The organism is Methanospirillum hungatei, assembly GCF_019263745.1.
In the GTDB taxonomy this organism is placed as follows: Archaea; Halobacteriota; Methanomicrobia; order Methanomicrobiales; family Methanospirillaceae; genus Methanospirillum; species Methanospirillum purgamenti.
The window spans coordinates 1,934,205-1,946,149 of sequence record NZ_CP077107.1; the positions used below are offsets into that span (position 1 = coordinate 1,934,205).

The 11,945-nt window shown below is 37.3% G+C and carries 12 protein-coding genes; 6 read left to right on the forward strand and 6 right to left on the reverse strand.

Annotated elements, in window-relative coordinates; translation table 11 throughout:
* Window positions 1–21 precede the first annotated feature (21 nt).
* The 5 genes from KSK55_RS09260 to KSK55_RS09280 all read right to left on the reverse strand — a co-directional run bounded on the left by KSK55_RS09260 (window position 22) and on the right by KSK55_RS09280 (window position 4,182).
* Window positions 22–1,392, reverse strand: coding sequence for an oligosaccharide flippase family protein (locus KSK55_RS09260; RefSeq protein ID WP_218606701.1), 1,371 nt, complete (start codon window positions 1,390–1,392; stop codon window positions 22–24).
* A 620-nt stretch (window positions 1,393–2,012) separates the two neighbouring features.
* Window positions 2,013–3,089 carry a non-hydrolyzing UDP-N-acetylglucosamine 2-epimerase gene (wecB, locus tag KSK55_RS09265; RefSeq protein ID WP_218606702.1) on the reverse strand — a complete coding sequence of 359 codons (1,077 nt, stop codon included), beginning with the start codon at window positions 3,087–3,089 and terminating at the stop codon, window positions 2,013–2,015.
* Window positions 3,090–3,187: 98 nt separating this feature from the next.
* Window positions 3,188–3,400 (reverse strand): hypothetical protein, encoded by a 213-nt coding sequence (locus KSK55_RS09270; protein WP_218606703.1) that lies wholly within the window; start codon window positions 3,398–3,400, stop codon window positions 3,188–3,190.
* 309 nt (window positions 3,401–3,709) lie between these two features.
* The gene (locus tag KSK55_RS09275) at window positions 3,710–3,937 is read right to left on the reverse strand and encodes a type II toxin-antitoxin system HicA family toxin (protein ID WP_218606704.1); all 228 of its coding nucleotides are present in this window, start codon (window positions 3,935–3,937) and stop codon (window positions 3,710–3,712) included.
* On the reverse strand, window positions 3,934–4,182 hold the full coding sequence (locus KSK55_RS09280; RefSeq protein WP_218606705.1) for a type II toxin-antitoxin system HicB family antitoxin: 249 nt from the start codon (window positions 4,180–4,182) through the stop codon (window positions 3,934–3,936). The genes KSK55_RS09275 and KSK55_RS09280 overlap by 4 nt, the downstream gene beginning before the upstream one ends.
* A 588-nt stretch (window positions 4,183–4,770) precedes the next feature.
* Between KSK55_RS09280 and KSK55_RS09285 the strand changes: the two genes are divergently transcribed.
* From KSK55_RS09285 to KSK55_RS09300, 4 genes are all read left to right on the forward strand, one after another.
* Window positions 4,771–4,998, forward strand: a complete 228-nt coding sequence (locus KSK55_RS09285; protein ID WP_218606706.1) for a DUF3782 domain-containing protein — start codon at window positions 4,771–4,773, stop codon at window positions 4,996–4,998.
* A gap of 183 nt (window positions 4,999–5,181) precedes the next feature.
* Window positions 5,182–5,319, forward strand: coding sequence for a hypothetical protein (locus tag KSK55_RS16725; RefSeq protein ID WP_372238750.1), 138 nt, complete (start codon window positions 5,182–5,184; stop codon window positions 5,317–5,319).
* A gap of 322 nt (window positions 5,320–5,641) precedes the next feature.
* Entirely contained in the window at window positions 5,642–6,337 is a 696-nt protein-coding gene (locus tag KSK55_RS09295; RefSeq protein WP_218606708.1) for a DUF3782 domain-containing protein, read from the forward strand.
* A 1,104-nt stretch (window positions 6,338–7,441) separates the two neighbouring features.
* A complete protein-coding gene (locus KSK55_RS09300; protein WP_218606709.1) occupies window positions 7,442–8,035 on the forward strand; it encodes an acylphosphatase in 594 nt (197 codons plus the stop codon).
* Between the two features lie 274 nt (window positions 8,036–8,309).
* On the opposite strand, the gene KSK55_RS09305 is transcribed toward KSK55_RS09300, so the two are convergent.
* On the reverse strand, window positions 8,310–9,263 hold the full coding sequence (locus KSK55_RS09305) for a glycosyltransferase family 2 protein (protein ID WP_218606710.1): 954 nt from the start codon (window positions 9,261–9,263) through the stop codon (window positions 8,310–8,312).
* Between the two features lie 276 nt (window positions 9,264–9,539).
* Here KSK55_RS09305 and KSK55_RS09310 point away from each other — a divergent pair, with 276 nt between their 5' ends.
* Together KSK55_RS09310 and KSK55_RS09315 are read left to right on the forward strand one after the other, a co-directional pair.
* Window positions 9,540–10,082 carry an acylphosphatase gene (locus tag KSK55_RS09310; RefSeq protein WP_256663970.1) on the forward strand — a complete coding sequence of 181 codons (543 nt, stop codon included), beginning with the start codon at window positions 9,540–9,542 and terminating at the stop codon, window positions 10,080–10,082.
* Between the two features lie 299 nt (window positions 10,083–10,381).
* On the forward strand, window positions 10,382–11,839 hold the full coding sequence (locus KSK55_RS09315) for a response regulator (protein WP_214419926.1): 1,458 nt from the start codon (window positions 10,382–10,384) through the stop codon (window positions 11,837–11,839).
* Window positions 11,840–11,945: the final 106 nt, after the last annotated feature.

Consider the following 11,945-nt stretch of genomic DNA (forward strand, 5'->3'; position numbering starts at 1 on the left):
ACTATTGGTATCACAGATTAATTATTGATTAATAACAACAAATTTCAAAAATTTCTCAATTACATGCAATACAATAAAGACGAGAACAAAATACATTACTATCATAATTATTGTATAAACAGTAAGTGTTATTGATACTGAACATCTAAACAAGATACAGAAATAAAATCCTAAAATTACTCCTCCTGTTCGAGTTATATCCCATATCAGGTTCCAATGATTATTTCCATATATCGATAGAATAGAAGTTGGGGAAATGATAAATCCAACAATAGCCATTGGTGCCAAAAGCCAACAAAATAAACCTGAATCACTCCAAACCTCTCCAAAAATATATGGAATTAAAAAGGGTGCAAGTAACGCAGGTAAACCTATCAATGGTATAGCAATAATTGACAAATGTTTGATTGTTTTTAAATAAAATTCTCTCAAACTTTTCGAATTCTCTCTAACCATTTTTGTTGCTTCACCTAAGTATGCCTGTCCCATTGCTTGAGAAATTGCATTACCTGGAAACACTACTAAAGTATATGCAAGCGAATAAAAACCCACTATTTGAGAATCATAAACCCAAAGTAATATAATAGATGGAATTTGCAATGATAGTGTGTTTATAATTGAGGCAGGAAAATGAAATATCGGAAACGCTTTATACTTTTTTGCTAATATTTTAACATTACAGAAAGATAATTTATTTAAATTATTAATTTCTTTGCTCCATACTCTCCTGCCAAGAATAAGTATACCAGTTATTTGAGAGATAATATGCCCAATTATCAGACCTAAAGGACCAAAGGATATAATTCCAAGAATAATTTTTAATGACACCCCTCCAATACCTTGGTTGATTTTTGTATGAGTAATCATCTTATAATCTTGTTGACGAATTGCCCAATTATTCAAGACATTATACAATCCCATTCCGAAGAAACCAATCACTAAATATCCATAATATTTCTTAGATAGATCTATATGGAAAGGATTTGTATAAAAAAAACTAGCAAATAATAGTAAAAAAGATAAAGAAACAGTAGTACTAAACAAGAGTATCACACACAAAAAAAGGAGATTTATCGCCTCGCCATCATTTTTAGGTAATCCTAATGCAAATTCATACTTTAGTGAAGCACCAATCCCCAACATTGCCAAGACTGAAGAAAATACAGCAAGAATTCCCAGATCAGAGGGAGTATAAAGACGTGTAATAATTGGCATGGAAAGAATACCAATTAGTTGAACCACTGCAGTTCCGCTTCCAAGAATTATTACCCCTTTGTAAAGGGGTTTATTTAGAATAAATCTAATAATGTGATCTACAAATGATATCTTCTTGAAATAAATAACAGAAGATATAAGCAATCGGTATAATATCGTGTATAGGTTAACAGTCATTCATTCTAACTCATAAAAGTTAATCATTATTAAAAATTAAGAAATATTAATACTAATCGGAACTTTTCAACCAACCACAAGTATGGATTTCACCACAGGTCCCCTATATTATTTACCACTAGAAAGATTAGATTTAACTGATTGGCCATCCAGTGAAGAAAAACGAACTGGACAATCTGCCATTTATAATTCGGGGCAAATGTCGAATACTGTCAACAAGATATTCTTACACAAGTCATTCACAAGTTCGTCCATTTTTTCTCCAATTTCATTACCCAATTCTATCATATTAACTCAATTTATGAAAATAGTTAGATAGCATTCGCTAATGAGTGGCAATCTTGAAATTGTTGGATTTTTAGTAATAATGAGATAAACCCTGAATATCTACTTCACTTTTCAGAAGTCTTGCCAATAATACCACTTGATATGAAATAAAATTCAATGCAATATAGAACTCTTTGGAGCGATTTTGAATCCATTTCACACAGAAATTGAATGTTCGTTTCATATGGGAATGTGTCCTTTCACAATCACTTCTGGATTTATATTGCTCCTGAAAATTTGGATTAAGTATGTTTAGATTACGGATAACTCCCACCTGTTTCCCTCGATTATTATCATAGAGAAATTGCACTTAAAAATTTTCCGATTATCTCAACAATTCTCTTTGACCCGCCTCGACCAAACAGATCCGGATATTCTTTTGGAGGAGCAAATGTACTGATCATCTCAAGGATCTTTTTCCGGTCAGCCCCCACCAGTACGTTCCAACCCGCATCCACTGTCTCAACCCATTCGGTGTTTTCCCGGAGTGTGATGCAGGGGACCGAGAGCAGGTATGCCTCCTTTTGAATCCCACCAGAATCGGTGAGAATTTTCGCAGCAGAACTCATCACTGTTATCATATCAAGATACCCAAGTGGATCACATATTATCAGGTTTTCAGGAAGTTTCTTAGACAATTCATATTTTCGGATTAAATTCCTCGTCCGGGGATGAACCGGAAACAATGTCGGAATTTTACAATCACTGACAGCACCGATAATATTCCTCATATTTTCTAAATTATCAGTGTTAGAAGGCCTGTGGATAGTAAGAACCATATATTGGCCGGGTTTCAGAGAAAAATCTCCCAGGAGTTTCGAGTGCTCTGAGGCAATATTCCGATAATACTCCAAAGCATCAGCCATTACATCACCGGTGTGGAACACTCCCTTTGTTATTCCTTCTTCCCGGAGATTATCCACCGCAGTTTTAGTCGGACAAAAGAGCAGATCTGATACATGGTCAACCAAAACGCGGTTCACCTCTTCAGGCATATTTCGGTCAAAACTCCGAAGACCAGATTCGACATGAGCTACCGGAATATGGAGTTTTACTGCTGCCAATGCTCCTGCAAGGGTGGAATTTGTATCACCATATACCAGAACCAAATCGGGACTTTCTATTGATATTGTCTCTTCTATCTTTACCAGCATTTCACCGGTTTGTTTCCCATGTGATCCAGAACCAATCCCCAGATAATAATCAGGTTTTGGGATCTTAAGTTCATCAAAAAAAACCTCTGACATTTCCGGATCATAATGCTGACCGGTGTGGACCAGGACCTCCTGGTGATTCTTACGAAGCTCTCTGGACACCGGAGCACATTTAATGAATTGCGGTCTTGCACCGACAACTGAAAGGATTTTCATGAAATTTTTTGGAATAATTTTCTGGAATAATCACAGGTTTTTTTTAATCCTTCCTCGTTATGAAAGATCTTTACGGGCAGATGTATTAAAAAAACCATTCATATTCGTTCTTCTCTTGCCTGGATGATATAATCTGTCAAATTTCCTGTAAGGCGGCTTAAGGCAGAGCAAATACCCTCATATGCATGTTCTCTCTTTTTTTTTATTTTTGGGCGATTTGCTTTAATTATATGGATATACTGAAATCCAGATAAATATTCTGATACTGAGATATCTTTAATTTCTGCATAAGTGAGGTCCGTTACTTCCATAATGTATCTCCAAGTATAATCCGAATAACATATCTTTGCACATAAATAAAATAATTCATAGAATTAACTATTGATGAGTTTTTATCATAGTGTATTCTGAACAATAAAGCCCTTGGATGAAACATATGAATTTCATGAGTTAATGGTCTTTCATCCGGCTTACCTCTTCAGGCATGTTTCGTTCAAAACTCTGAAAGCCCGGTATATATGAACTACCAGTTACCAATACAGGAAAAAAATATTTGAATCTTCTCTTTACTCTCTCTGTATAATGATAATTGGATGAATCAACTACACGATAATAATCAATTACAATGAAATAAATTCCTCATTTGATAAACCCATGGCATGAATAATTGCATGGATAGTACCAATTGGAATTGGTTGTCCGGGGTGATTCGGAATTGTTACGGAACGTTTTATGTCCGGATTATAATAAATTTCATGTGATCCTTTTCCATGGCGTTTTAAAACATATCCGGCTTTAATCAGTTTACAGACCACTTCTTTGGATTGATATGGTGGTATTCGTGTCATACGGATACAGGAATCGGGACATGGATATCTAAAAGATATTTTGATTCATGATCTGTTTCAGTGTTATTACACCCTTTTTCTTCTAATTCTATCGATATCAGGTGTCGTGCAACATCTTCAGCTATCTCAATAGTTTCATCAATACTACTACCCTGAGCAATTAATCCAGGAAGTAGATCACTAGTTGCCAGGAAGAAACCCTCGGGGAGATAGGTTATTGTGATTGGAATAATGATTGTTTTCATAAAAATCACCGGTTACATGAATGATCCAACAACTGATTATTTAAAGATAGTACCGTAATATTAGTGTTGAACGTTTATACCTTTTTACCAAATGGCCGGGTCAAAATCCTAAATCCTTCTTCCACGTAGCGAATTGGAATCATGATATTTACCACAAAAGTTCCTGGTTCAGGTTCGTGCTTATGTGTCATACACCAGGATACGATCTGTCTGTTCTTTGAGCTGATTTTCAGACTCTTTTACGGGTATATTAGGTTTTTTTCCCCTATGATCCTGAACCAATCCCCAGATAATAATCAGGTTTAAGACTCTCAAGTACCTCAAAAAAAACCTGAAATCTCCGGATCAATTTACCGTCCGGATCAACAAGAGTTTCCAGGGGATCCTTTCGAGAATATCACAATATGCTTTTTAGAAAACACATTATGATAACTGCCAGGAAATTCACCTCTCCTTTTTAGAATTGTCAACGAATATGACCAATGTAAATATTATAAATATATAAGAATAAAAAATTTTCGACCGGAACACGCCATGAGCACCATAAAATAATTCATTGACCGTTTCTCAAATGCACTTCAGAATCCGATGATAGAGTTCTGGGCAGTTGTAAAAGAATCTCTCGGATTAAAGAGAGAAGATCTTACCGAACTGAAAAATATTGTCTTTGGATTGGCTGAAGAGCAAAAACAGACTGAACTCTCTATTAAAGAACTTACCCGGACGATCGATTTTAAAATCGGTGGCCTTGGAAGAAAATGGGGAGTCGATTCTGAACGCTCATTCAGAAGGGGTCTTGCTACAATTCTCTCATAGTCCGGATATGAAGTCTTCAACTACCTGGTTAAGGATACAAAGGGATTTGTATTCGGACATCCATCAGAGATTGAGATAGATGTTATTGTGACCGGTGAGAAAACACTCGTGGTGGAGATCAAAGCATAGGTAAGCAAGAGCGATGTATTCGTATTCATGAAAAAAGGAGAATATTATTCCAAAATGACCGGGAAAAAGGTCGACGGGATGATAATGATTACACCATTCGTGGAAGACTCCGCAAGAGAAGTCGAAAAAAAGTTCAATATAACCATATGTGATTCATTACCTGATTTGGCAGATTCTGTAAAAAACACATAAAAAAGCCGAAATCATTATAATAAGACTCTTTCTCAATTTGTTTCCCTAACAGGCAACAAAAAAAAGCCCCCAAATAATCTCATCACAATACTATCTCTTTAGCTTCATGTTATTTATCAGGATTAACCCGGAAAAATTGCTATGACAATAGTGCATTTTGTTTCCGGATAGTGATTTAACCACTAAATCAGATCGAAAATTTCGGAAACACGTGAAGGAAATGGTTGTCTCTTCATATTACTAATCCCAGAATTGAGGATTATAAAAATCTGGAACTTATTTATTCTTACAAATATGATTATTAACAGATCAGGCTTTCAGTATGAATACAATAAAGGAAGTTATTGATCTCTTTCCGAATGAACTTCAGAATCCAATGATAGAATTCTGGGGAGCTGTAAAAGAATCACTCGGAGTAAAGAGAGAAGATTTTACCGAACTGAAAAATATAGTCTTTGAACTGGCTGAAGCTCAAAAAAGAACTGAAGTCAAAGTTGAGGAACTAGCTGAAGCTCAAAAAAGAACTGAAGTTAAAGTTGAAGAACTAGCTGAAGCTCAAAAAAATACCGAACTCTCTATTAAAGATCTTACCCGGACAATCGAATTTAAAATCGGAGGTCTTGGAAGAAAATGGGGAGTTGAATCTGAACGATCATTCAGAAATGGTCTAACTACAATTTTATCTGAGACCGGATATGAAGTCTTCAACTACCTGGTTAAGGATACAGAAGGATTTGTATTCGGACATCCATCAGAGATTGAGATAGATGTCATTGTGACCGGTGAAAAAACACTCGTAGTGGAGTTAAAAGCATCGGTTAGCAAGAGTGATGTATTCGTATTTTTGAAAAAAGGAGAATATTATTCCAAAAAGACCGGAAAAAAGGTCGACGGGATGATTATGATTACTCCATTCGTGGAAGACTCCGCTAGAGAGGTTGCAGACCAGTTCAAAGTAACTATTTGTGATTCAATACCTGATTTGGGAGATTCAATTGAGAAGGTAAAAGAGGGATAAACCATCCCTCAGGGCCCAAAACCACCCCCTTATATTTCCGATTGGAATCAGCAATCTCCCTTTCATTCAAGTCTTCTTTTCTATATACTATATCCATCAACTATGAAGATTACTGACCAGGATTCCGTGTCCATTAACAAAAATTTGAATCAGTTAGAGATGCTGTTGTATGACTCCAAACCGATAGTACAATGAGGTAAGAATTGGAGATTATTTCAACGAATTTTTTACAATCGAGTGGAAATTATCCTCTTGCGGAAATGACATTTTAGTTATGCAACTGCCTCCAGATATATTATCAGATCTGAATACTAACCAACACTCGGCGGCAGCGAGTGTTGGTTATAAGTAGGAGCAGGTGAAATAAGAGGATTTTTAACCAGAATCTATAGTATACAGCTTTCGCTCCTAACCTATGAGCAGATCATTAATAACTAAAAGTCATTTCTAAAGCCCAACAGGATGGGACAGAGAAAACCTCATTTTTAAAGTTTTTTTCGGATTTTATGCCAATAATCCGTGAACCTTATTTTCCCGGTTTAAACCCTGAAGACCACTCACCTAATCTTCCCAATTTGAGCAGGGATTAAGAAATTATGTCCAGGTTGATCCTTGGAATTGGTGCTTGGAAAAATACGGACATTCAGGCACTTGTTTCCCAATATAAGAAAGAATATTGTTTTCTCAAGGGTGTTTTACGGACATTGATAATAAGAGGGTGATTTATATAGGCGGATATAAAATACGGGAACAGCGACCCATTGTAAAGAAGATTTTTTGAATCTCATTTATGGGGAGATTGTCACTTTTGAGAAGATGTGACACATCCTGGTTGCATGTCAGGGAGGAGAAAATATCGTTGGAAAAAGAGGTTTTAGAATCGCCCATATGAAACCCATACCCATTTGATGAAAGCAGATTTTCTCCCCTCCAGGGTACATCATAAAATCATCACATGCCAATTTTTTAGAATCCATCAGTCACCAGAACCAGGAAACATTAAATCCCATCAAACCAGAGCCAAACCACTGGAAACACGGACAATCTGACATCCCGGATATTGTGAAATTATTTACAATTCGGATTCAAAATAATCAGATATCCATGCAGATCATAAAAAACAAAATAATAATAGAAGGTCCGAAAGTTCATGAAGTAGGATACAGGGTTTTCCTCTTAAACCGGGCTTTGACTTCAGGACTTACCGGCTTTTCCGCATTTAACCATGGTACCCATGATACCATTCAGCAGATAGAGATCTGTATTGAAGGAGAAACGGACGTCGTTCAAGACTTTGTTACAGGTTTGGAGGAGATTATTCCAACCCATGCTGTTGTCGATAAGATTTCAATCGAACCATACAATAGAAGGGTCATCAATATACTGGATTACATACACCTAGTTCAGGTTGAACAACTGGATAAAGGAATTCCCGCCATTTTAAGCATACAGTCCTCACAGGAAAAGATGCTTGAAAAACAGGATCTCATGTTAGATAAACAAGATCAAATGATCGAGAAACAAGACCTCATGATAGAAAAACAGGAACAGATGATTGACACCCAGAGACAGACAAATAAAGAGATTCAGACCTTACGATATGACCTGAAGACCGAGATGAATGAACGGTTTAATAAAATAGAACATGAACTTGAGCTGGTAAAAGATGCTCTCCATAAACATGGAATCATGGCATAAAAAAGATATCCTTGATTTTTAGATGGAACAGTCAAGATAATCCTTTAAAAACATCATTATAAAAATAAAAATTTAAAGGGGCCTGCTCTGATAATAATCCTAACAAAATCCCTTTTTTAGAATACTAGCAAAAATCCTGCCATAAGTACATCAAAGTCTAAATCGCGAATAGTTTTTCACCATTCAAAAGGAATACAATTATTTGTCATTTATATTTTAACGAAAAATCAATCTATTAGACACGTGCAGGTATAAATTTAGAAATTATGGGTTTTTAACTGTACCATGCCCCTCTGTTCTCCTCCTGCATATCAAACATCATAGCAAACAAAAGAAACTGTACTCCTAATGCAAACAAAATCACAGAGACTACTGCCGGAACAAATATTGAATTATTCATAATAAACTTAAACCAGAGTGCATATAATCCAAACAAAACTGAAATAAACGTAAAAAAAACGCCTGCACAATAGAAAAACACCAAAGGATGAAACGACAATAAAACATATTTCATTTTCATCCGCCAGATAAACGCATTCAGGAGTAACCAGGACAACCGGACAATATATGTAGAATATTTTATCTTTGATCGCTCAAGCCCATACCTGGCCGGATGAGGCACATTCCGGACGCGAAATCCAAATGTATTGAGCCAGACCAGGAGATCATTACAATATCCGTACCGGGGATATATCTCATCAAGTGAAATAGTCTCCAGAGCACGCCTAGAAATCGCTGTATAACCGTTTTGGGGATCCATGAGTTGCCAATACCCGGATGCTATCTTTGTAAGGAGAGTCAAAACAGAGTTACCAACAAACCGCCATGTAGACATACCCTCCCGGAATTTCTCATTCACTAACCGGTTCCCAACTGAGTAATCCACTGCTTCATCAGCAACAGGATCTAATAGTTCAGGAAGGAAAGCAGGATCCATCTGATTATCCCCTGCCATCACTGCAACAATATCCATCCCGTCAGAAAATGCCCGTTTATACCCGGAGATGATTGCTCCCCCCACTCCTTTGTTTTTAAGATGATGGATAGGAATTACCCGATTATCTTTCTTCGCATATGAATCAATGAGGGCACCTGTCTGGTCTGGAGATCCATCATTCACAACGTATACCCGGTCAACGAAATCCGGAATCGATTCCAGGGTCGGCACTATAAGTAATTCTTCTTTATATGCAGGAACAACAACAGCAGTTTTTTTATTTCGATACATAGCAAGCAACTACAATTTTTTATGAATGATATTGTAAGAGAGAATTCCAAACCTTAATGGACTACGTTTATAATAAGACAATTAATCAATATTAAACCATATCCTGTTGAAAATATGAGAGTCGGTTTTTTCGTGAAATTATTTGCCCCCTGAATACAAAATAAGCAATTGTATTCATATCTACAAGTATTAACAAACTCATCACTGAAGATATTGAAGAAAGGCACGAATTATTCTCAGAAAAACTATTTCCGCTCATCTCCCTAATTTATGAACATGATAAGACGAGTAAAAATAATCGCAGGGGGTGACGTTCAGGCTGTTGGATACCGTGAATATGTTCGAAAAGCCACCTTCAGGAAAAAAATATTTGGACAGGTACAGAATCTTGAATCCGGAGAGGTCGAAATAATTGCAGAGGGTGAAGAAAATGACCTTAAAAGTTTTATCGAGAATATCAACGTTAGTGAATACCCAATAGATGTCCGTGAATGTAATGTCACCTGGCATGATGCAATTGGAGATTACACAAAATTTGAAATTATCCGGGGAGATAAAGACCAGGAATTATTTGAAATAATTGATATCGCATTATCACATCTCTATCGGATTGTTGAAAATACAACAATAAGCTTGGAAAAACAGGATCAGATGTTAGGTAAACAGGATGGGATGATCTCACTCCAGCATGATACGGTAGTGGAGATCAAAGGGTTACGAAAAGACTCTGAATCATATTTTGAGAAAGAATTTTCTGAAATAAAAAGAAAACTCCATTCCATAGAGAATGCACTGAACGAGATGGGAATAAAAGTATAACCCATCATTAATAACCATAATATTCTCATTCAGGACAACAGAAATAGTTAGTCAAAACCTGAATAATAGGCTTATTTACAATATTTCACAAAAATATCTATCCCATCAAGTTATTTTTACTCTGCTCCTCTCTTTCTGGCAAATTGATTACCGTCAACACCCATTGTACATTCTTTCGTTTTGCCCCAATAGGTATAATAAGCACGAGAAAAAGGTCAATAAAAGATACTTACAGGATACTTCCCTACCCAGTTCACTCCATTAATTTTAATAGGAAATAATCATACACTAACCCATTTATGCCCGTTTCAGTCCTGTATGTTGATGACGAGGTTCCCCACCTGATGCTCGCCCGGGAGTATCTGGGGGCTTCTGGAAAAGTCACATTAACCTGCGTTTCTTCCGGAAAAGAGGCAATAGATTCATTACGAACAGGCCAGTATGATGTCATTGTATCAGACTATCTTATGCAGGACATGGATGGTATCCAGCTCCTCAAATACGTACGGGCAAATTATGAGGGTGTTCCGTTTATCCTTTTTACGGGCAAAGGGAAAGAGGAAATCGTCATATCTGCCCTGAATAGTGGCGCAGATTACTATATCCGGAAGGGTAGCGATCCGGTAATACAGTTCAGTGAACTTGAGCAGCGGATCCTCCAGGCACATGCCGGGCATCATGCAAAAAAGGAACTGGCAGCACGGGAACAACTCTACCATTCTGTCCTCACGGTGCAGACTGAAATCTTTGTAGATCTTCTCCCAGACCTCACAATCATCCGGGCTAATGACTCATATGGGGCAGTGTATGGTATTCCCGCAACTGACCTTATCGGTAAGAAGTTTTTCCATGACATCGATGAGAGAGAACGAGCACAGATTACAGATAGTGTCAAATCCCTTACACCAGATAATCCGGATGTTGAATTTGAAAGACCGGTAACCTATCCTGATGGAAAAAAAATCAATCATCTCTGGCGCATTGAAGGAGTGTTTGGATCAGATGGATCTATAGTTTCAGCAAAGGTAACCGGAAAAGATACCAGTCAGGCAGATATTGCGAGGAGTGTTCTCCAGGAGTCTGAACAAAAATATCAACAGACATCACCAGATGTCCCCCAGCATATCGGTGACTTTGATGAGAATGTTCCGCTGAACTTCATCATTGAAAATACAAAACCTCTTGGAAGTTGGTATCTCCCTGAACTGGTCCGAGAACTGAAAGCGCAAAAGGCCTATGGTATTGCATCGACAACCGGAGCAGAAGGGTATCGGGCATTTCTCATTTTTATGAAAGGTGAACCAGAAGGAGGAATTTATATTGACCGGTCGGGAGTCCTCTATGGAGATCGAAGTGTGCTGTTCCTGAAAAACAGCCAGAACTTCACATTTTATCCGACAGAACCAGAGATCGCAAGCAGGTTTGTAACCGGTTGCCGGATATATGATAAAAGCCATCTCCGTGTTCCTGCATCAAATCCTATTCCTGAGATCAGATCAGTCAAGAAAGGCATCGGAAATGTTATTATTGACATCATGAACAACGGAATACCCGTATCCGGACTCAGAGTAACCATAAAAAGCGGGGGAAAGATAGTTGGTAATGATGTCACATCCTCACAAGGACAGACCACATTCCAGCTTCTCTACGGCCAGTATACCGGTGTTATTCATAATGAGTCTGGAATCCTCCGATCCTTCACCTTTACGGTTGACACACCGGAACTACTCCAGAAAGTAGATTTGACCAGCCAGTGATAGGTATCCCGAACTTTTTTCCCTTTATGAGTGGGACTATCCTAGTGTAGTCATATAAGCAAAATATCGGTTGCTTGTGATATCCTGACCGGATATAATACTCACA